The organism is Ferroplasma sp., assembly GCF_037442045.1.
GTDB lineage: Archaea > Thermoplasmatota > Thermoplasmata > Thermoplasmatales > Thermoplasmataceae > Ferroplasma.
Genome location: NZ_JBBIRC010000009.1, coordinates 13,827 through 36,817 on the forward strand (window position 1 = coordinate 13,827; position 22,991 = coordinate 36,817).

17 protein-coding genes are annotated in these 22,991 nt (G+C 32.5%); 8 read left to right on the forward strand and 9 right to left on the reverse strand.

Annotated features, from left to right (window positions below; genetic code table 11):
• Positions 1-198: 198 nt before the first annotated feature.
• Both WKI77_RS02235 and WKI77_RS02240 read left to right on the forward strand, forming a co-directional pair.
• Complete coding sequence (locus WKI77_RS02235; RefSeq protein WP_337860205.1) at positions 199-1,458, forward strand: ATP-binding protein; 1,260 nt, start codon at positions 199-201, stop codon at positions 1,456-1,458.
• Between the two features lie 1,262 nt (positions 1,459-2,720).
• A complete protein-coding gene (locus tag WKI77_RS02240; protein WP_337860206.1) occupies positions 2,721-3,623 on the forward strand; it encodes a hypothetical protein in 903 nt (300 codons plus the stop codon).
• Positions 3,624-4,571: 948 nt separating this feature from the next.
• Here WKI77_RS02240 and WKI77_RS02245 read toward each other — a convergent pair.
• From WKI77_RS02245 to sufC, 4 genes are all read right to left on the reverse strand, one after another.
• On the reverse strand, positions 4,572-6,395 hold the full coding sequence (locus WKI77_RS02245) for an amino acid permease (RefSeq protein WP_337860207.1): 1,824 nt from the start codon (positions 6,393-6,395) through the stop codon (positions 4,572-4,574).
• A gap of 70 nt (positions 6,396-6,465) precedes the next feature.
• Positions 6,466-7,680, reverse strand: coding sequence for a SufD family Fe-S cluster assembly protein (locus WKI77_RS02250; RefSeq protein ID WP_337860208.1), 1,215 nt, complete (start codon positions 7,678-7,680; stop codon positions 6,466-6,468).
• A 33-nt stretch (positions 7,681-7,713) separates the two neighbouring features.
• Positions 7,714-9,153, reverse strand: coding sequence for a Fe-S cluster assembly protein SufB (sufB, locus tag WKI77_RS02255; protein ID WP_337860209.1), 1,440 nt, complete (start codon positions 9,151-9,153; stop codon positions 7,714-7,716).
• A 5-nt stretch (positions 9,154-9,158) separates the two neighbouring features.
• Positions 9,159-9,902, reverse strand: a complete 744-nt coding sequence (gene sufC / locus WKI77_RS02260; RefSeq protein WP_337860210.1) for a Fe-S cluster assembly ATPase SufC — start codon at positions 9,900-9,902, stop codon at positions 9,159-9,161.
• A gap of 103 nt (positions 9,903-10,005) precedes the next feature.
• Between sufC and WKI77_RS02265 the strand changes: the two genes are divergently transcribed.
• From WKI77_RS02265 to WKI77_RS02280, 4 genes are all read left to right on the forward strand, one after another.
• Entirely contained in the window at positions 10,006-10,662 is a 657-nt protein-coding gene (locus WKI77_RS02265) for a helix-turn-helix transcriptional regulator (RefSeq protein ID WP_337860211.1), read from the forward strand.
• Positions 10,663-10,744: 82 nt separating this feature from the next.
• Complete coding sequence (locus tag WKI77_RS02270) at positions 10,745-11,974, forward strand: Nre family DNA repair protein (protein ID WP_337860212.1); 1,230 nt, start codon at positions 10,745-10,747, stop codon at positions 11,972-11,974.
• 23 nt (positions 11,975-11,997) lie between these two features.
• Complete coding sequence (locus tag WKI77_RS02275) at positions 11,998-12,804, forward strand: radical SAM protein (RefSeq protein WP_337860213.1); 807 nt, start codon at positions 11,998-12,000, stop codon at positions 12,802-12,804.
• Positions 12,805-12,855: 51 nt separating this feature from the next.
• On the forward strand, positions 12,856-14,019 hold the full coding sequence (locus WKI77_RS02280) for a lactate 2-monooxygenase (RefSeq protein ID WP_337860214.1): 1,164 nt from the start codon (positions 12,856-12,858) through the stop codon (positions 14,017-14,019).
• 36 nt (positions 14,020-14,055) lie between these two features.
• On the opposite strand, the gene WKI77_RS02285 is transcribed toward WKI77_RS02280, so the two are convergent.
• The gene (locus WKI77_RS02285) at positions 14,056-15,291 is read right to left on the reverse strand and encodes a glycosyltransferase (RefSeq protein ID WP_337860215.1); all 1,236 of its coding nucleotides are present in this window, start codon (positions 15,289-15,291) and stop codon (positions 14,056-14,058) included.
• Between the two features lie 254 nt (positions 15,292-15,545).
• On the opposite strand from WKI77_RS02285, the gene WKI77_RS02290 reads away from it, so the two are divergent.
• Positions 15,546-15,911: a hypothetical protein gene (locus tag WKI77_RS02290; RefSeq protein WP_337860216.1), complete on the forward strand. Its 366-nt coding sequence runs from the start codon at positions 15,546-15,548 to the stop codon at positions 15,909-15,911.
• Between the two features lie 266 nt (positions 15,912-16,177).
• Here WKI77_RS02290 and WKI77_RS02295 read toward each other — a convergent pair whose 3' ends face one another.
• Both WKI77_RS02295 and WKI77_RS02300 read right to left on the reverse strand, forming a co-directional pair.
• Positions 16,178-18,427 carry a hypothetical protein gene (locus WKI77_RS02295; protein WP_337860217.1) on the reverse strand — a complete coding sequence of 750 codons (2,250 nt, stop codon included), beginning with the start codon at positions 18,425-18,427 and terminating at the stop codon, positions 16,178-16,180.
• Positions 18,428-18,474: 47 nt separating this feature from the next.
• Positions 18,475-19,617, reverse strand: a complete 1,143-nt coding sequence (locus WKI77_RS02300) for a pyridoxal phosphate-dependent aminotransferase (protein WP_337860218.1) — start codon at positions 19,615-19,617, stop codon at positions 18,475-18,477.
• An 827-nt stretch (positions 19,618-20,444) separates the two neighbouring features.
• Here WKI77_RS02300 and WKI77_RS02305 point away from each other — a divergent pair.
• Positions 20,445-21,182 carry a metallophosphoesterase gene (locus tag WKI77_RS02305; protein WP_337860219.1) on the forward strand — a complete coding sequence of 246 codons (738 nt, stop codon included), beginning with the start codon at positions 20,445-20,447 and terminating at the stop codon, positions 21,180-21,182.
• Between the two features lie 2 nt (positions 21,183-21,184).
• On the opposite strand, the gene gltA is transcribed toward WKI77_RS02305, so the two are convergent.
• Positions 21,185-22,303, reverse strand: a complete 1,119-nt coding sequence (gene gltA / locus WKI77_RS02310; protein ID WP_337860220.1) for a citrate synthase — start codon at positions 22,301-22,303, stop codon at positions 21,185-21,187.
• A 35-nt stretch (positions 22,304-22,338) separates the two neighbouring features.
• The gene (locus WKI77_RS02315) at positions 22,339-22,947 is read right to left on the reverse strand and encodes an MBL fold metallo-hydrolase (protein ID WP_337860221.1); all 609 of its coding nucleotides are present in this window, start codon (positions 22,945-22,947) and stop codon (positions 22,339-22,341) included.
• Between the last annotated feature and the right edge of the window lie 44 nt (positions 22,948-22,991).

Sequence of the window (22,991 nt, forward strand, 5' to 3'; positions counted from 1 at the left end):
TAATAATACTTTTAAGGAATAGTATTTTTACTTTAAAGCAATTGTTACAATAAATTATTTTGTACCGTTTAAATAAAAGTTATTTTTTGAAATCAATTCAAATTACTTTTAGAATGCTCTAGAATATTTGTTATTTTTGCATTATCCGTTTTTATTTGAAACGAAAACTATACATATTCGTTTTTAATTAATACTGACATGGAAACAGAAGAGACGTTGATATTATTGAATAACTGGTGGTATAATAGCAAGGTAAACCAAGAATTAATACAGAACCACAAAAGAAATATTTATAAACAAATTTATCAGGATATTATCAACTATAGAGAAATTATAGTATTGACCGGCCTCAGAAGAGTAGGCAAAACAACAATAATTTATCAGGCAATAAATGAACTATTGAAAAATACTGACAAATACCATATAGTATATTTCACCTTTGATTATAATAACGATACTTTGCTCCATATCTTAAACGCTTATCAGAGCATTACAGGAATTAACTGGAAAATTGAAATCATTTATGTCTTTCTCGATGAAATACAATTATTAAGAGACTGGGGTTCTCAAATAAAATTAATTTGTGACGCGTTCCCAAATGTAAAATTCATCCTTTCCGGTTCTGCTTCTTTGCAATTAGAAAAAACATCCAGTGAAAAGCTTGCTGGACGATATTTTTTGCACGATATACCTGTATTATCAATAGATGAATATTATATGTTAAAGTATGACAGAGCAATAGATAATATAAAACTATATGAAAATGAGATTCTAATTTGTTTCAATTCATATATCAAAAAACCGTTTCCAGAACTTGTTAATATAGATGAAGAATCAAAAATAATTGAATATATAAATCAAACCGTTATATCAAAAATATTTGGCCTTGATATAATACAGGAATTTAATAAACCTGATATAAATCTTCTTTATACTCTATTAAATATATTCTATTCGGAGCCTGGCATGATATTGAATATCGATGCATTGTCAAGGAAACTGTCAAAAAGCAAGAAAGATCTTGAAGAACATATTTACATTTTAGAATTTTCAAAATTAATAAAAATAATAAAGAATTACAGGCCTTCCATGATGTCTGAATCAAGAAAATTAAAAAAAATATATCCATATGACATATCTCTGGCATTATCCAGATTTCATAATATTGATAAGGGAAAAATATACGAAACGCTGATCATAAATAAATTTGGGATCAGCAAATACTGGAGAGAGAGAACAAAAGAAGTTGATGCATTAATATGTTTGGACAATAAAATAATACCAATAGAAATTAAATCATCAGATACAATGAAAGAAGAATACACAACTAATCTCAATTATTTTATTGAAAAATACAACTCGAATTTAGGAATTATTTTGTATAATGGAAAGGAAGATCTTACTGGAAAAATTAAATTGAAAAATATAAAGAAAATAATATTGTATGGTTTGATATAAAAATAAAATACTGAAAGTAGAACTTAAAAAAATAAATTATAAGAAATTATTTTTCAAACGCACATCAATTTATAAATTTGAAGTGATCGAGCTGATAGAAATTACAGTTATAATTAAATTAACTTCTTAAACATGCAAGTATAATTTTAGAGTGATGCATAAAATAAATTATTTCAACCATTAAAATGCATTAAATAATGACATAGGCGAGATTTTAGGCAATTTAATAATTGCTATCGAGTTTAAGTAAGAGAATAAACCGTAAAAGAAACTTTTACTAAGAATAAAAGTGAAATAAACATAATCAGGATATAAAATTGGGTGATAAATAACTCTAGATAATTGGGAATATAATAAATATTAAAATGAACCCAGTGACGACAAATTATAATTGAGAGTTTTAAAAAATAATCTGGCGAAAATCTGAGAACACAAGGAATCTGCGCCTAAAGATAATTTCGAAAATCACAAGTGGCATTTTTAAATATTGTTTATGATAATTCATAGTTAATGAAATAACTCAATTATGCTCATTTTTTACTATAGAAATTAAATTATATTGGTCATGTTAAAATTGAGAAATTTTCTAGTCGCCGTAATGTATGTATTTTTTATGCCCTTTAAATTAATGGTTATTATTTTGGATATAGAAAAATTAATATTTATTTATATATTCCATATTTATGTCTCAGACCCTTAACAGGTCTCTATTGCCGAGTTCCTTATTATAATGCTTCCATTCCTGTTTGCTTACATAATTTCAAAATTATCTATAAATAATAAATACCATGAAATAAACAAAAAAATACAGCAGATATCTGGCATTAAGAATTCCTTTATATCACTGATAGAAAAGGAATATAACATGGATTATCACAGAGCCTTTATAAATCGTCAGTATAATAAAATAATCAAAAGGAGGCAAGTAATAGGAGAAAAGAGAACTAAAACTATTAAAACACTTAATTAATCAAAATGCTTCCGTTTAGATCAACAGCATTATAACCCATTTTTGCCGGTAATCTCGCTTCAAATTCACTGCACAATTGTAAATATCAAATTTAAAATTTCAAGAAAAGAGGCTGAAGGAAAAGGTAAAGGTGTAGCAAACTCATATCAGTAAAATCAAAATAGAAAGAGCAAACAAAAATTAATATGCTTATTAATATTCATATTTTATGGCTACCATTATAAATATAAATAGAAATAAAACTGTAACAATTATAGCTTTAAGCTTAAGTATATACCTCGCAATACTATTGATGCTGTTTTATTTTAATGCATTTCAAAATAAATTTATTATATTGTTTGCAATACCGTTGATTTTGACCGTCCTGATAGCTGCTGTATTTACCTACCAGATATTAAAAAAATTAAAACTTTCGCACAAAAGGGCAGCTAAATACATCATCCTTGTCTTTGTAATGGCATATATTTTTCTTGAATCTGTTTTTATAATCATAGATATACACACTCCTGTAACTCTTCTTCTGCTAATACCGTTAAATCTTGTAGTTATGTCTCTTCCAATATACATAAAATTAAGAACTGGAAAAGATTCTAAACCTTCTGGAGAATACAGCCAAAAATTATCAGAAAGATTAAAGAATTTAATTGGTAGCAACGCGCCTGAGGTGTGGATATCTCCAAAAAAGGCTTTTACTTTTGGCGAAGTGCATTCCAGTGATCCAATTAAAATAATTATATTCGAAAGTACAATGGAAGAACTGAGCGATGAGGAGCTTGATACCCTGATGCTGGAGCTTTACTATAAAAAAACAATGAGTGGGCACGGAGGCATTGTATATAGAATATTTCTCTTTTATATGCTCCTGATAGATGGATTCACAGTAACGTATCTATTTGATATGAATGTTCCTGGCAAATATACGCCATATTTTTTATTGGTGCAATTTATTATATTGCTCCTCGCTGTTATGTATCCTCGTATATTATTAAAAACAAAATTCGCCAAAAACTATTATGCAATAGATCACAAAATAATGGAAATATACAATAATGAAAATGCGCTGGTTTCGCTTATACAAAAGGAGTCTAAATTAGATTTTCCTGGAACTTTTACAGCAAGACAATATGACCGGATGAACGCGAATAGGATGAAAATAGCTGACAAGAGAATAAAAAATATCGAATTTATAAATTGAGAAATTAAAATAATATTGTCGTGAAAGTTTATTATTCAAATTTTCTATTTTTTACCGATTAGCAAAAATTAGAGGAATCGCTAGGAAAAAATTATAAATATTATAGATATGCAATATTTTGGATGTTGAATTTGCCATAGCAGATTATTTACCAATTTCAATAGAAGGAGCAATTTCCAGATTTCGAGAAAATACATATTGATGAAAAATATAAATCAAATAACTCAAGAATATATGAAGAATAATACTGATGGATACAGGAAAATCAATGAATTTTTATATAGAATTTTTAATTACAATATAAATGCTTTTGAAATCACAGAAAATGAGCAAAAACAATATATGGATGAACTTTGCAATATTGATCTAAATTTATAGATTATACAAAATAAGATTGAGAAATTATCATTAAATGAGAAAAAGGCAATATATGGAAAATACTACCCTGATATAAGGGAAAAAGCAGTTAAGACAAGTGATAAGTTCTATCAGATTTTCATATCCAGTATAGCTCTTAAGAAGATAGACCATGAGTTTTACACTTTCTTTAATTTGTATTTAATCTGGCTAAATTGCTTACTAAAAAAATTCATAATTCGGATAAATAAAATATTGAAAAAACATTATGATTAATGAAATTTATATAATAATTTATATCAATGTTACATTTACATACTTTAATAATAAGAAACTTTTGAAAAAAAAATTCTAATTGAAAGAATGAGTGAATTAAACGTATTAGTAGAGGCAAATATTCATAAAGTACCGTGTAAAGTTGAATTATTATTGAACAAAACATCAAGCATTTATTTATTTTAAGAAGCAATAGGGTATTGCTTTTATTTGATATAAATCTGTCTTTGGTATAATATATGATAAAATTCATCGAATCCAATTTTAACGCTATAATCACTGCAGAAATGCTAATAGATTATATATAAAAAATAATTAATCTACGACTGGCTTATCATTGCTTGCCAGTTTTATTAAGACTTCTCTTTCTGTTATTGTGCCTGTGCATTTCCCAGCTCCATCAACAATTGATAATATGTTAACATTATTCTCCTTTAGCACTCTGACTGCATCGGTTACATCATCATTTATGTTTACATTTGCAACTTTTTCAAGATGCATCTGATTTACCTTTCCACGGTCTATTGCATCCTTTGGAAGCAATAGTATGTCTATTACATATAATGTGCCAACAGGTTTCATATTTTCATCTATAACTATTGAATATGGAATATTTTTCGATAATAGTTTTTCCAGTGCTGACCTTAATGGATCATTTATGCCAACAATCATATCAAGTCCCGGAATTCTTGCATCCATGACTTTAACATTCATCAAATTCTCAGCAAGTATTTTTCCTTCCTTGCTGATATCCATCATATCATCCGATGTTTTCATTGTTATTGCTTTTACTTCTGATAATATAAATCCTACCACGATCCATACCAGAAACAGTGATGTATACCATGATACGGTGGAATATGCTGAATAAACAAGAACGACCGAGCTGATAATAGCTCCAGTAAGGGCCAGTATAACTTCCTTAAACTCTTTTAAGCGCACAAAAATTCCTTTTTCCGTACGGGACATCAACCTTCTTGCCCTGCGCAGACCAACACGTATTAAAGAAAAATTTGCACTTACATGAATAAACAATCCGCCCAGGGCTGCTACTGTGCCCAGGAAGATAAAGGCGGTTTCTACAGTGATATAATGCATGATAATCAATGGAAGGATTACCATAATAGCACTGACAGATGCCGATGCAACTACTGGATTATCTTTAATTTTTTTTGCAAAAATTGAGGGAAATGATTTGTCATACCCCATCCTGAAAAATGTTCTGGACGCCGCTGAGCCAAAAGAGAGTATAGCCAGTATAGAATCATTGATAACTGCTATGCCTGCAGCATAATACAGGTATATTCCATATTTTCCAAAATTATGCAGTATTATTGATATAACAGGAAGCTTATCGGATGTTGATATTATAATTTGGTTCTGCAAAATTAAATTTGCAAATGCATATACCATTAAAGTCGCAAGCAGGCCGCCTATAAGAATAACAGATATCACACTTCTCCCAACAACCTTTTTTGGATTGGAAATTTCACCAGATACAGGTGCTATTGAGCCATAACCTGTGGGAATACCCATTGCAAATAGTATGCCAAGTGCAATGTCCCCGGCAGATATATGATATGCAACTGGATTGGGTATATATGCTGCCCCTCCAGTCATTACAAATGAAAAAAATACTATAATAAGCATTAATGATATTTCAATAGCCACGGCATATAAGGCATATTTCGCGGACATTGATATTCCAACAATAAGAAAAGTAACTGATGGAACCATAATAAGAAGAAATGCATAGTACTCTGAAATTCCTAGAACTGCCGTAATAATAAAGATAGAGCCTGTAAGGTATGCCAGTGCATATAATATTGAATAAAATATATACATCCAGCCTGTATCAAAACCTATTCTGGCAGATAATGCCTGAAATGCATATGTATAGTATCCCCCTGACGATGAAAATCTTTTTGACAATTGTGTTACAGATAATCCATTTATTAGAACAATAAACATGCCAATTATCATTATAATTGGCGCATCCCGCCCGACTAATGTTATAACAAAAGCAGCATATGTAAGAATGCTTAAAAGCGGAGACATGCCACCGAAAGAAAGGAAGAAAACATCCTTAAAAGTCAAATGCCTTTTAAGTTCTCCGTTCGAATTTGACGTTTCTGTCATTTATTCCTTAGTTGCATAATGTTATAAAACTTTATCCTTTATAAATAATATATTCAACAAAATATAAAAATTATAATCTCAAAACATCCTTAATTATCTTCTTTAAAAATTCATTGTCAGTTATTTCTTCAACATAGCCTAAGAAGCCGTTTATAATCATATCTTTTGCTTCATCTTCACTTAAGCCTCTGGATCTTAAATAGAAGATCTGTTCAGGGTCAATGCTGGATATGGAGGATGAATGCTTTGATTTTGTATCGTTGTTTTTTATCAAAAGAGCTGGTTTTGAGTTTCCTTTTCCGCTATCTGACATTAAAATTATTGCAGAACCGTAAAATCCAGATGATTTTATTCCTTCCGGCTCAATATCTATATTTCCCCGATGCATTGTTGAGCTCCGGTCAAATACTACACCTTTAATGTTAATGTTGCAGTTTGAATATTTTCCATACTGCAAACTGGAGTCCCAGATGTCCATTTCCTGATCATTTCTTGAAACATTAACGCCGTATGATTTCATTGTGGTATTATCATGCATTTCGCTTTCATGGTTGTAAAATACTTTCTTTGCCCCTGTGTTCACATCTATGATTCTTATTTCTGCATTATCATAAAGCACCGGCCTTACATATGTAATGTTTACTGTATCACTGCCCTCATCCTGGATATAGTTATATTTAATGTTAGAATTTTCCTGGCAAAATATGTATATGTTTCTTCCATGCACACCGTTGCCATTATTGTGTTTATTGTAAAAATCAGTTATTTCTACTGATGAATTTTTGCCTGCTATAATTACATTTTTGAATGTAAATGAAGCATTTGAATCCTGCAACGATTCTATTTTCAATTCTGCTTTTGTATTGTCAGGAACATATATAAAATATCCATTTTCATAGGAAAAATTAATTAGATATTCCCTGTTGTATTTACCCATCTCTGTATCAACATATTTTTCGAACAGATCCTTTTTCTGTGCAAAGGCATCTTTCATATTTGATATGTATACATCTTTTCTATTTTTTTTAATAATAAAATCAGAATCTGTAACAATAAGATCATAATCTTCATTTACCTTTTCTTCTTTCTTAATTGAAACAGACAATTCCCCATATGCCATTCTTTCAAGTTCTTTATCAGTAATGTTTACATATGTCTTTTTATCGGGGCTTTCCCTGTACGTTGGTTCTGGATACTTTAAATAATCAATATATGCCTGCTTTCTGTACTCTATATCGAAATTTTTGAATCTATCATTTAATGTTTCTAAATACTTCTCTATCATAATAATCACTTTAAAAATTTAAGAAATATGGGTTTATCCCACAGCACCCATTTTTGACATTTCAAGCTTGACAAGCCTGTTCATTTCGACTGCAAATTCCATGGGTATTTCCTTCATTATGTCATCCATAAATCCAAGAACTATCATGGACGAAGCTTCATCTTCACTTAAGCCTCTGGATCTGAGGTATGTCAGTTCGTCTGTCCCTATCTTTCCGACAGTTGCCTCATGGCTGAACTCTGCAGTTGGTTCGTAGATTTCATCATATGGATATGTATAGTTCTTTGAATCGCTGTTTATCAGCAATGCATCACACTGGACATGGCTTTTTGCACGTTTTGCGCCCTCATTCATTCTTACCAAACCTCTGTAAGCAGTGAGCCCATTGTCAAGGCTTATAGATTTTGATACAATTCTTGATGTTGTATCAGGTGCAAGATGCACTGCCTTTCCTCCTGCATCTTTAAATGTGTTCTTTGTTGCCAGTGTTATCTGCAGATTTGATGTTGAAGATCCTCTCCCTCTTAGATAGGATGATGGATATATCATTGTTACTTTAGAACCAAGCTCGCCTGTTACCCAGTCCATATGTGCGTTTTCATCTACCCATGCCCTTTTCACCGGAAGATTATAAACACTATCTGACCAGTTCTGGACACTTGTATATTTTACGTCGGAGTTTTTCCTTGCATAAATTTCTACAATTGCTGTATGCAATGAACTTGTGTTATATTTTGGAGCTGTGCAACCCTCAATATAATGGACTTTAGCGCCTTCATCTGCAACAACAATAGTATGTTCGAATTGCCCGCTCTGTTCTCCATTCATCCTGAAATATGTCTGCAATGGCATATCTATTATAACGTTTTTTGGAACGTAAAGGAATGAACCTCCGGACCATACAGCCCCATTCAATGCAGCAAATTTATTGTCGCTTGGCGGTATTGCTTTGCAATAATAATCTTTCACAAGGTCAGGATGTTCCTGAACTGCTGTATCCAGATCTGTGAATATAACTCCCTTATCTTCCCATTCTTTTCTTAAACTTCCGTATACGCTTTCACTGTCGTACTGTGCAACAGATCCTGCCAGATATTTCTGCTCCATTTGTGGTATTCCAAGTTTGTTGAATGTATCCTTTATTGTATCGGGCACATCATCCCAGTTTTTAGTCTTTGTTTCGCCAGGTTTTGAATAATATGTAAGTTCATCAAAGTTTATGCCAGAAAGGTCAGGTCCCCATGTGGGCATCGGTTTTGATAGAAATATTTCTAAAGCCTTTAATCTGCTTCTTTTCATCCAGTCCGGTTCATGCTTTATATCTGATATTTCCTCCACTGTTTTCTTACTCAATCCAGTTCCTGTGGAATATACAGGATTATTCCTGTCATGGAATTCAAAATCAGACTTCTTGTTATGCTTTAAACTTTCTGTAAGTTTCTCTATTTCTTCATCTTTGTTGTAATCTTCCATTTTTATCACTCCTTTATCCAGTCGTACCCTTCATCTTCTATTTTAGCAGATATTTCGCTATTGCCATTCATAACTATTTTTCCGTCTTTCAATACATGTACAAATTCAGGAATTATATCCTTTAATATTCTCTGATAGTGTGTTATTATCAAAAACCCAACATTTTCACTGTACATTTTCTTTATTTCTGCTGAGACAAGCTTCAATGCATCAACATCAAGGCCCGAATCAATTTCATCTAATATTACAATTTTTGGTTTTAATATTATCATCTGAAGTACTTCAAAGCGTTTCCTTTCACCGCCAGAAAAGCCGTCATTTATTGATCTTGAAATAAAGGATTCATCCATGTCAACGTCCTTCATGACTGTTTTAACCATGTTAAAGAAGTCCTTTAGCGGCATTTTTGGTTCTGGATATAGGTTATTATAAGCCATTCTTAAAAATGTGGATATTTTAACACCACTAACTGTTATAGGATTTTGGAATGCAAGAAATAATCCTGCTTTTGCTCTGTCTTCCGGAGCTGCATATGTAATATCTTTTCCATTTATCAGAATTTTACCGCCAGTAACCTCATAATTTGGATGACCAATAAGCACCTCGCCAAGGGTACTTTTACCAGCTCCATTAGGGCCCATTAATGCATGAATTTCTCCTGATTTGATAGTAAGGTTTATTCCTTTTAGAATTTCTTTTCCTTCTACCTGTGCTTTGAGGTCTTCAATTTCAAGTACTGTATTTGTCATTATAGTTTCATTACAAATAGGTATTTAAACATTTTATTATGTATAAAGTAACTAAAGTACATATAAGTATAAATATTACAATTGAATATATAATTGTGGTTAAATGGAAGAATTAGTAAACGATTACCTGGGCAATAGTAAAAGCACTATACTCAGTTCCCTATTATATGATGATAAAACGCTTGATCAGCTATCAGGCATTATGAATGTAAATAAAAATGCAGTTAATGAACATATAAATTATCTTGAAAACCATGGACTCGTAGCCTCTTATTTCGTTAGAGCCAAGGCGGGCAGGCCCAAGAAATTTTATAAACTTACTGAAAAAGGCATGGAAATATTTCCGAAGCAATACATAAATTTTTCATCCATGCTATTAAAAGAAATTGAAAAGGAATTTGGAAGTGCAAAACTCAACACCATTTTGATGAAAATAGCAGAAGATATGATTAAGGGAGTATCTTCCGACAGTATGTCTCTTATGTCCCTTAACAGGGAAGAAAAGCTGGAAAAAATTAGCGAATATGTGAATATACTCAATAAGCTTGGCTATTATGCGAAGATGGAAATCAGTGAGAATTCGGTGAAAATAATCCGGCATAACTGTATTTTTTATGAACTTGCAAAAAATAATAAAGACATGGTATGCGGTTCACTGGAAAAATCAATTCTTACTGAATCTCTAAATGACACATTTAAATTAATTGAAAATTTTCCTGATGGGGATAATAAATGTGTTGTTGAAATTCAGCTTTCATGACTTAAATTAATTTCATTTTTTAACTTTTGCAAAAACGCATTCCTTAGAAAGGTTAATATCTATAATATAATTAATATAACTTATGGCAAAAATTCCTGTTAGAATTCCGCCTTCATTATGCTTAAAATGCCGTGGAGGGAAAATGCTCTGCGGCCTATCTTACTGCCCTGTCTCAATCGTTGATAAGGTAAAAAAGGTATACACATTCAAAGGAAATTCAATATCAGGATCTTCTCCTCCTTCTCTGTTTGTGGGGAGATACGGATATCCTAAAATTAACATATATCCTGCTACACCTCCCTTTACTGGAGATACTTCTTACATAGAGGATGAATCACAATGGCTTTCACAGAATTTAAATGATTTTTTATCAAACAGGTTATCCCTTTTAAGGGGAGGCATTAAAATTGAAGCATCAAAAGCTTCAGATCCGGATTACAGATTGCAGGAAATACAGATCAGTTCTTTATCTTCCAATCCTGTTGATGTTGAAATGACTGTTGAAAAGTCATTCAAAAACGATATAATGCTTGATGAAAACATCACACCAATGGGACCATCATCTCCTTTAAAGAGCATAAAGTTTGGGAATTACCATATAGACAATAGAATTGAAAAAATATATTATGATAAGGATTTAAAGGCAGGAAATGGAATAATAAACCTCTATGAAAAGGGAATGGGAATAAATAATATTTCAAAGGCACTGAGCTCCGGCTCACTTGGCACAGGCAAAAAGAGGAAAATAGTTCCAACAAGATGGTCAATTACAGCAACAGACAAGGCAATATCAGATAAACTTGTTGATGAAATTAAGGATTATCAGGAAATAGATGAATTTCAGGTTTATATAAGAGAAACCAGCGGCAATCTCTTCATTGCAGTGCTCTCACCCGGGCAGTGGATGTTTGAATGGGGAGAATCATGGTTCCCTGGAAGCACATGGAATAGTTTTGGCGATGCAGTTGAAGTTGAGCTTGATTATGAAGGATATTATGGAAGAAAAACTTATCCGGAAATCGGCGGATGCTATTATTCATCCCGGCTTGGAGTTGCTGAGAAATACAAAAAATTAAAGAGAACAGGATCCGCAATGCTATGGCGTGAAATATACCCGGGATTTAATATTCCTGTAGGAGTCTGGTTTGTAAGAGAAAATGTACGTGAACTTTTTAATGGAAAACCTGTAAAATTTGATAATTTAAATAATGCAATAAACTACGTCTCAAAGTTTACAAAAGTGGATATCAAAAGATGGAAAGCAAAATCAAACAATATGAAATATCTGGTTTCTAACCTTGATAATTATTAATTATGGTAAATAAAATGAAAATTATGGAGATAAATGCTCAACATGCACTGGGAAAATCCGGAATGGCAGAACTGAATTATGCATTTAATCCTTATTTAGGATGCTTTCATGGGTGCAGGTACTGCTATGCTATAGACATGTCACCGAATGAAACTGCAAATGATTGGGGAAATATAGTTTATGTCCGTAATAACATTATACCTTTGCTCCAAAGGGAAGCCAGAACGTACAGAAAGGGCATAGTTGGAATATCAACAATTACAGATCCATATCAGGCAGCAGAAATGAAATACCGGATTATTCCGCAAGCAATAGAGATACTGGCAAAAAATGGATTTTACATAACATTGCAGACGAAATCCCCTTTAATTTTAAAGGATATTGAAATCCTTAAAAAATATAAAAAAAATCTTGATGCAGGAATTACTGTTACTGCACTGGATAAAAGAATTTCTAACTTGCTTGAACCACATGCCCCTGATCCGTATAAACGCCTGCAGGCACTTAAAAAATTAAAGGATAATGAAATAAATTCATGGCTTTACCTGGGGCCAATAGTGCATGGAGTTAATGATGATATTGAAGGCATTTCTAAAATAATTGAATTCTGTGGCAAAAATGAAATAAGGATAATATACGATTCTTATCAGGATTTTAAAGGAACTATTCCCTATATGTCAAATACACATTATATAAAAACCGACGATTTATGGTGGAATGGTATGGTAGCATCAATTAAAGTTCTGTGCAGGGAAAATAATGTTATATGCACACTGGAAAAAGATGAATGGGAATATGAGGCAAACGAAAGATATAAGACATTATTTTAATTGGAATTTCACCAACTTTAAATAGATATTTTGACTGTAAAATTGATAATTATGACACAGTTTGGAATAGATTTTCAATTAAAAGTTTATACTAAAACAGATAGCGATTCAGATATGCCTATCTCTCTGGAATCATGGCGCTCTGAAGCAAGAAAACTTCTAAAAGATGGCCCATGGGGATATATTGAAGGTGCAGCAGGCAGTGAAGATACTATGAGAGAGAACATAAGGGCTTTTTCCAGATACAGAATAAGGCCACGGTATCTCCATGATGTGGATGATCGAAATCAGTCAATTACATTATTTGGCAAAAAATATGATTCCCCATTTATAATTGCACCCATTGGAGTCCAGTCAATAATTCATAAGGATGCAGAATATGCAAGTGCTGGAGCAGCTGCATCATTAAACATGCCGTATATATTAAGCACCGTTTCTTCTGTAAGCATTGAAGAAATAGCAAAAACATATCCTGATAGTGATAAATGGTTCCAGCTTTATCCTGGTAGGGATGAAAATGTTATGAAAAGCATGGTAAAAAGGGCTGAAAGATCTGGATACAATGCCATAGTTGTGACCGTTGACACCACCATGCTTGGATGGAGGGAGCAGGATCTTAAAAATGCGTATCTCCCATTTCTGCAGGGAGAAGGAATTGCAAACTTTTTAACCGATCCTGAGTTTTTAAAAAGGCTGGATGAAAGGCCAGAAGACAATATGAACGCTGCAATAGAGGAATTTCTTATGGTATACGTTAATCCATCATTTACATGGAACGGTTTCAAAAAAATAAGGCAGTGGACCAGACTGCCTGTTCTGGTTAAAGGAATATCATCAATAGAAGATGCAAATGCAGCTGTAAGTTATGGCGCAGATGGAGTAATTATTTCAAATCACGGGGGCAGGCAGGTAGATGGCGCCATATCATCACTGGAAGCACTTGATGAAATTACACAAAATGGAGGTATAAATTGCACTGTATTATTTGACAGCGGGATAAGGCACGGTTCTGATGCAATGAAAGCACTTGCCCTTGGTGCCGATGGAATACTTATCGGCAGGCCGTATTGCTATGCTATGGCAGTTGCAGGCCAGAGGGGAATAGAACGGTATATGAATGAATTAAAAGCAGAATTGGACCTTCAAATGGCACTATCGGGATTTAATTCAATAACCGAATTGAGCAGAAGAATGATCTATAAAAAACCTTACTAAAAATAATTTATTAGATTAGATTTGTAATATTATATTTTATCTTGTTAACCATTTTGATTGTTTCCAGAATGTAAGGAGCCCATAAATATTAACAAAGAACAGTATGCCAAGGCCAATTGCCCCATAAACAAGTGTCCTGATCCTGTTTTTAGGAATCCTGAGCATTATAGCACCGATAAATATACTGTCACCTATTGTACCAAGAGCATACATTATACTATTTATTAAAGCTCCAAAATAATGGCGAGGGCTAATTTTGAAAAAATGGTAAATAAAAAAATCATTTAATCTGGTTACAGTTAAATAATCAAGGTGTCCAAGAAATTTCATAAAAAACATCCCGCGAAATATCAACAAGGTAAATCCAATTATAGGTATCAGATACATATACAACATTTCAAAAGTATAAAATTTGCCGCCATTTTTAGTAGTGCCATCGCTAATATTTTTGAAGAAAAAGTACCACCCCCTTCTTGACCATCTGATCTGCTGATTAAGGAATTTCTTGACTCCTTTTTGTGGTTCTGTTTCAACCGTTATGTCATAATCCTTTACCATTTTGTATTTGTTTTTAATCAGGTAACTTGTAAGTTGCATATCATCGCCAAGAACAACTTTTTTACCCAGTATTTTTTTATTGAGGAACTCATCGGAAAGCATGAATGGTTTGATTACATCAGTTTTATAGATTGCGCACCTTCCATCCAGAACATATACATTGCCATGCCTTGACATAGATTTAGATATCATTTCTGTAAGCCTTTCTATAAATTCTGAGGCATATGATACCGAAGTGCCATCGCTTTTTATTTCTATATTTACTCCAACCCCTGCAATTCCAGAAGAAAAATATGTAAGCATGCTTTTTAAAGTGTTTCCAGGAATAATTGTATCACTGTCAACAAACATAACATATTTTGTATTTACTTCCTTTATTCCCTGTACAAGGGCATTTTTTTTACCACCGTTTTTTGGTAAATAAATAAATTTACCACCATTCTGTTCTGTTATGCTTTTATACGGCTCTAAGCTGGAATCGCCTACAACTATGAAGCTGGTAGCCTGAAACTTCAATGATATTATTGCCTTTTTAAATATTTCAACATCTTCATTGTAAACCGGCATTATAATAGTAGCCTGTGAAGGTTCGATATCCGAAACTGTTTCTCCTTTTTTATAGTAAGTTGAATAATATGCATTTAATATATAATAAACAAATGAAATAATTGTAACGGAAAATAAAGCAAGATATATAATCAGAAATTCTTTCACGCCAATAAATGCTATACGCCTTAATAAGTATTATTATACTGAATGTTTAATTAATAAAGTAATTTGTGAATGCATTACAGGATATGATGTAGTTAAAAGCCGTCTGACAAAAAAATGTTTTTTGCATTATTATATTTGCTATATATGGGAAATAACCTTAATTACGATTAAAATAAGCGCCACAGCTATAATATATTACTAAAATTGTCAGACATCCAAGAAAAATATTATATATATCGGTCTTATACCATATAATGGAAAATAAAGAAAATAATGTAATGTTTCTGGTAGCATACCTAATTCCGATTATTACTGGCGTGGTTGTATATTTCATGTATGCTAACACTGATAAAAAGCTTAAATTTCAGAGTGTCCAGGCAATTCTTCTTGGAATTGCTTTCTTGATTTTGGGCATCATTTTTAATATTATCAGCAATGTTGTTATAACTACATCTGCTGCTACTTTAAATCTCTATCTTGCCATATCTGGAGTGTTTTATTTATTGCTGACTCTTTTATGGATATACGGAATGTATACAGGATATAAAGCATCAAAAGGGCAGGATGCAGACATACCTGTATTAGCTGACTATGCCCGATCATTGTCTGGAGAAAAATAGAGCTTTTATAACAATAATATCAATTTTTTTAGAGAAATAATAATTATATTTTATATATTATTTTACATATTTGCCATCAGAATGCATAGCTGTTATGATACAATTAATTTGGAATGGTAACACTCTTACTTTTTCTACCGGTTAATAACCAGCATTGCATCCTATTAATTCCTATTGATTTTACTGTTCATATCTGGAAATCTTCAAAATTATTACAATTATAATTATTTATATTACTTTCTTTAATAAAATTATTTTTCATTGTTTTAACGGCGAGACCTGATGAATTTCTTGAGTCCCTTAATTTCAATGAAGATGTCCATAAGAAGAATAAGAACGAGTATTAAATCTACCAGCGTTATTTCAAAACCCTCTATAGTTGTAATAGTTTTTCCAAGAACAGTGTAGTGCGAAGCCTCGCTGTTAATCATTGAATTCATCGCATGCAGATAGCCTGGCTTATTTTGAACTATATATGAAGCGTTTGTCTGGAATGAAAATGCTTTTCCCTGGAAATTGTATGATATATTTGTATAAGGAATCACATATATACCGGAACCATTCAGGGTTAGTGTATATGTAAAATTAGCATAATGTCCTGGAGCAAGAGTTATATTGGATTCATCATAATTACCGGACACGAAAGTGGCAGCTTTATATTTTACATAATGGTTTACAAAAGCCGATTGTGACGCATTAAAATCTGTAATGTATCCTGTATCATTGTTCTTAATATGAACTGTAATTTTAACTGTATTATGTGAGAGCCTATCTATAGAAGTGCTGTATTGAAGGCATGCTGGAAATACTGCATTAAAGGACACATTAATGGAAGATGGAGCAAATTCAGTTGTTTTGGTTATAATAATTGAACCTGTTGTGTTTAATGGTGTCTTTTCTGTAAGTGTTTTATTATTTGTATACACTGTAAAATTATATTTTGAAATTGAACCGAAATTGCCGGTATGGTTATTGTATCCAATTCCTATTAAAGACATTCCCGATGATGTACCAAAATCTATTTTTTTATTATAATCCATCAATTGTGATAAATTATAATTATGGTGGTCTCCTGAGGAATGAAAATACTGGGTATATTCAAATAGACCAGCTGTAAACTGAAGATTAGAAAAATGTAATCCAATGCCCAATTTATTGGCTATTGAACCATTTAGATATCCGCTTGCCATTGCGTATGAATTGTAATGTGTTGAACTCTCATCCTTTGAAAATATTGCAGATATAGTTCCATTATTGCTATTGAAGGCATACATAAAATCTGATTTAAGTTGGGATTGTGATGCAGTAGAGGAGTAAAGGTAAACACTTACATTATATCCAGAAAATCTAATATCTTTTAAAGTTATAATTGAAGTAAAATTTGTGTTCATGGTCTTACCGATAGAAGCTGCTGTATTTGATGCCTGAGTTGAATGGCCCGTTCCATTATATGCTAACAAAAGTATGTTTTGTGGCATAAAGCCACCAAGGTTACCATAATTAAGGCCATATTCTTTTTCAAGGACAGTGGTTATATTTGCTGAAGCTACAAAAGTACCAAGCATAAGCCCATGTCCAGACCATATAGAATTATTTTCTGATTCCATGGCAAATAAGTTATATAAATTTCCCTGTGGAGTTATGAGGCTTAATGCGCCCTGATTTGGTGAAGCAGTTATTCCGTTGTTCGCATCAGGTTGAATAGTGCCATTAGATATTGAAAATGGGAAAACGATATCGGATGCAATAGGGGGCATTGCCTGACCTCCAGAAGATTGTGATTCTTGTGCAGTTGACGGTGCCGCAATACCGGAAGAAAATGCCATTGCGATGAATATTACTGCGATAAATAATGATAATGCTGCTGCCACTGCCTTTTTATGGCTTTTCTTTTTTCCATAAAGAATTCTATGCATAATATATCCAGAAATTATAGCAGTTGCCACAAATATAATATAATTTTCAAATGCGTGCATCCCTATTGCTATTAAACCACTCTCTGCATTAGCAGCAGGTGAAGAACCTGAAATTAAGCTAGAAGACAAATACGGAATTAATGTCCTGAGCACAGGTTCCATTGCTATTGTAGCGAAATTTGTTCCATATGGGACAAAAGCAGTTGCTGCAATAACTGTAGATGCTATATTTGAAGCATTGCCACCAAACGCAGAAATATTGGAAAGGTTAAATATTGAAATTCCAACAATTGCAAGTGCTGAAATAATAAGCGTAAGTGTCGTCAGTGTCCATGTTAGGCTTGCAGCTCCCCAGGCACGAAGGCCTTTTCTTGCCGAAATACCAACGATTAATCCAATTATAATCCATGTTTCCAGTATAACAGTATTCTTTAGAGGAGATCCTACTTCAAGGTAAATGAGCCCCAGAATAAATGGAAACCTATAACCAAAATAAGGCCCGAGCCAGGCAATTAGTGGAGCATAGGCAATAGATAAAACTACATATGCCGCAAAGGTAATTGATATATAACCTACTATGATAGCAGTTAATTTTCCCATAAAAAGATATAGATTAAGCAATATATAAATATTTGCTTAGGTTAATATTAATCTAGATTTTTAAAATATTTTCCAATCCTTGTTATGCCTTCTTTTATAACATCTGTAGAAGTAGCATAAGAAATTCTGAAATGATTCTCTGCACCAAATGGTGTTCCCGGCGTTACAATAACATTTTGTTTTTCAAGAAGCTCCATGGAAACTGCCTCGTCTCCTTTTTTAGCAGAATATCCCGGAAATACATAAAAAGCACCTTCAGGTTCGTAGAATGATAAGCCATCAATTTCTTTAAGCATAGATACTGCAAGTTCTCTTCTTTTTGAGAATTCGCTTTTCATTCTTTCAATGCTCTGTTCATCATCAAGTGCCTTTATTGCCCCGTACTGTGATATGGAAGGCGCACATGTAAGAGTTTGCTGTTGAACCTTATTCGAAGCCTTTATAATATCTTCAGGCCCAACCATATATCCTATTCTCCAGCCTGTCATCGCATAGCTTTTTGAGAAACCGCTAAGTGTAACAGTTCTTTCTTTCATTTCCTCTATAGAACCTGGAGAAAACATTTTGCCTTTGTATATTAAATCCTCATAAATTTCATCCGATAACAAGTATAAATTATTTTCAATAATAAAATCCGATAATTGCCTTAATGATTTTTCTGAATAAACTTTGCCTGTTGGGTTAACCGGATTGTTTAACATAAAGACTTTTGTTTTTGGTGATACATACTTTTGCATCTTATCAAAATCAAATTCATATTTGTCATCGGTGGGCACAGTAATTAGTTTCCCTCCATTGAGCTTTATTATATCTGGATATGATACGTAATATGGTGCAGGGAGAAGGACTTCATCACCTGGATCTATTATTGAATATAATGACAGGCTCAGTGAAAATTTTGTTGGTGTAACCAGCACATTAGAAGCCGTAACATCAATATTATTTTTTTTCTTCATTTTTTCAGCGATTTTTTTCCTTAATTCCATTACACCTGCGGAAGGGGTATAATGTGTTTTTCCATTTATTGCTTCATTGAACGCATAATCTATTATCTCTTTTGGAGTTGTAAAATCAGGTTCTCCTATTCCAAAACTGTAAATTGTCTTGCCGGCTGCTTTTAACTCAGCAGCCTTATTGGACATACTGACAGTGGCTGATTCATTTATATCGTTAACCCTTGATGATACCATATAAAGGAATGCCCATTTGCCATAAATATTTGTCCTTTTGAATTATAACAATAATTAGAATTTTAACGATATTTTTGAATTTTATAAATATCATTGTAAGGTTATTCCACATTCAATAAAAATTTATCATGTATTAAAATATAATAAAAGAAAATAGTTTCATAGTATTTTTATTTAATGTAATCTAAATGAGGTATACATCCTGTAATTATAGAATAAAATCCATGTTAAGCATTAAATTTCACTCATTTAACAGTTGATTCAGAGGCCAGTGCAAGTTCATCCCTTAATTTCATTGCCCTATCCCAGGTTTTCTTTCGTATAAGGCCTACATATCCACCTATAAACAATGCCATAAAAATAACAGAACTTGTGAATTTGTGAAATCCTGAAATGAGTTCCTTAGTATATTTATTGCTAATTTACTTTTTCTATTTCTTCATTATCTATAGGTTACTGAGGTCTTTTATCTCCAGATAATAATTTATGTCTTCTCTTATAATTATAGTGGTATACTGCTTCTTCCCATGAACTCTTTTTTCTATATTATAATGTTTATATAGGAACTAAATTCAGGATATAATAATTATTCCATAAAAAGAATCTAACATTGCACAATTTTTAGATATGGATACAAAAACTTGTAAATTAAATATACCCTGTTCACATTGTTTACTAACGAACACAGATTAAAATATAATTATTTATTGATAATGAGTAAAATTTGGGCTACTGCAAGTAGTCATGATAATATATGGTTTTTTGATTAGTATAAGAATTAAAGTTTAATATTGTTACAGCAAAGATTAATACTTTATTTTCTATAAATGAATAAATTGAGAGATATTCAGATTATAAAAGACGTTTTCATATCAGACCTGTATTGCGTTTATCTGCAGGATATATCAGCTGTTGTAATATCCGATCTTCATCTTGGCTTTGAAGAAGAGATGAATCTTCATGGCTTATTTTTGCCCAAATTGCAGAGCAAGCATATAGAAAAAATGCTTGACCAGATAATGGAACGTTATTCGCCTTCAAAAATAATTATTAATGGGGATTTCAAGCAGGAATTTTCCAGGAATCTGCCAATGGAGTGGGATGACATAAATCATTTTATAGAACGGTACAGAAAAGATTCAGAATTAATATTCATAAGGGGAAACCATGATAATTACCTTATGACTATATTGAAATCCAATGGGATTGAATTATATGATTATTATGAAACCGATAAATATTACATATACCACGGAGATAAGGATATGTCATTCAGAAAATTGACAATACTGGGGCATGAACATCCTTCAATAGTATTAAGGGATGAAATTGGAAGCGTATTCAAGATTCCTGCATTTGTTTATAATAATGATGATAAAGTACTTATTACTCCAGCAATGAGTTTTTTCTCTTCTGGAACTGATGTTTCCGATTCATTGCTTAATAATGAACACTTCACACCTGTGCTTAAAAATGTGTCAAAAAGATTCAGGGCATATGGCATAACCGAGGATTTTGGATTGCTTGATTTCGGTTATGTAACAGACCTTGCACAAAAAATGTAAAATTATTCAGGATATTTCCTTTCTTTTTCTCCCCTGTATATTGCCCTTGGCCTTATGAGCCTCTCCTGTGTCTCAACGTACTCTGTTATATGTGCAAGTATTCCTGATATTCTGGAAAGGCCGAATAATGTTGTAAACATATCTACTGGAAAACCCATTGCATTGAAGACGATTCCGGAATAAAAATCAGTATTTGTATAAATTCCTTTTTTGCCAAATGCATTGACTCCAGCTTCTTCCAGTTTCCTGGCTATTTCAAGAATATTTTTTTGCTCTTCTGTTTTTGAAAGTATATCAGCATATTTTTTGAATGTTTTCAATCTTGGGTCATAAGTTCTGTACACTCTATGGCCGAACCCAACAAGCCTTTTATTTCCGCTTAAAATATTATTCTTGAACCATTCATTCACATTTTCTGGACTGCCGATTTCAAGAAACTGCCGGTAAGCACCCTCTGCTGCTCCACCATGCAATGGTCCCCGCAGGGCTGCGATTGCTGCAGCAAGTGAAGAATACATATCTGAAAGTGTAGATGCTGTAACAAGTGCAGCTGTTGTGGATGCAGGTATTTCATGATCCATATAAAGAATCAGTGCTGAATCCATGGATTTTATGCTGTCCTTATCAGTTGAACCAAAACAGGCCTTAAGAAATGTTTCTGCATAGCTATCACCGGGTTCAGGATCTATTATGTTATTTCCAGATTTGAGCCTGTATATATTTGCAACCATAGAAAGTACATTGCCAAGAATTTCGGGAATTTTTACAATATCATTTTCCCTGTCATATTTATAATTTCCTTCCTCTGAAGCTTTTGCTGATAAAAGAGTTTGGAGTATCCCAAGCGAGTCGGATTTTTCTGGAAGCGATCTCAATATATCTTTCAGGTAATCAGGAAGTGCAAGATTTTTATTTATTGAGCTCTTAAATGCCTTTAATTCAGCTTCATCAGGAAATTTTCCAAAAAGCATCAAATATGAAACTTTTTCAAATGATGACTTTTGCGCCAGTTCGTTAATATCATAGCCTCTGTAACGCATAATCCCATTATTGCCGTCAATATATGTGAGTTCTGTATACTTTATGTAAACGTTTTCAAGTCCCGGGCTAATTTCTTCCATAATATGTAATGCATTAAATATATAAAAGCTTAGAGTCAGTCACGAAAGTCCATGATATTGCCATGGCCCGGCAGAATTAAGGATTTCATTCCCACTATGCCTTTAATGGATTGAGCAGCCTGTTGTTGGTCTGCGGAAAACATTTTATTGTATCCGGGTTTCCGTTTTAGTTCCACAGCAGCATCACCTGAGAATAAAATTTTTTCGTTTTTAAGTAAATACGAAGTTGAATCCTTTGTATGCCCTGGAGTTTTTAATATCTCTATTCCCTTAATGTCCATTTCAGATAATGGCTTCAAATCTTTCACCCTTTTTGCATGCATTATTGTAGATGCCAGCTTTGGCAGGAATGGCTTTAAAGGCACACTTTCAAGGCCTGAAATAATGGATTCTTCATTTATTGGAACATAAATTTCCATTTTATACTTTTCATATAGATTATAAAGTCCACCTGTATGGTCAACATGATAATGTGTTATTAAAACAGCATCGGGCTTAATTTTATTTTCTTCCAAATAATTAATTATTTTTTTGCCGGAACCCGGAGTACCCGAATCAACGATAATGTACATTCCATTTATAAAAGCTAAATAAGAATTGGCCATGGTTTTATCAATTCTTTCAACAGAATCTGTAATTTTCATCAAATTATAATAGTTATGTATTAATAAATTTATTCTTTATTTTT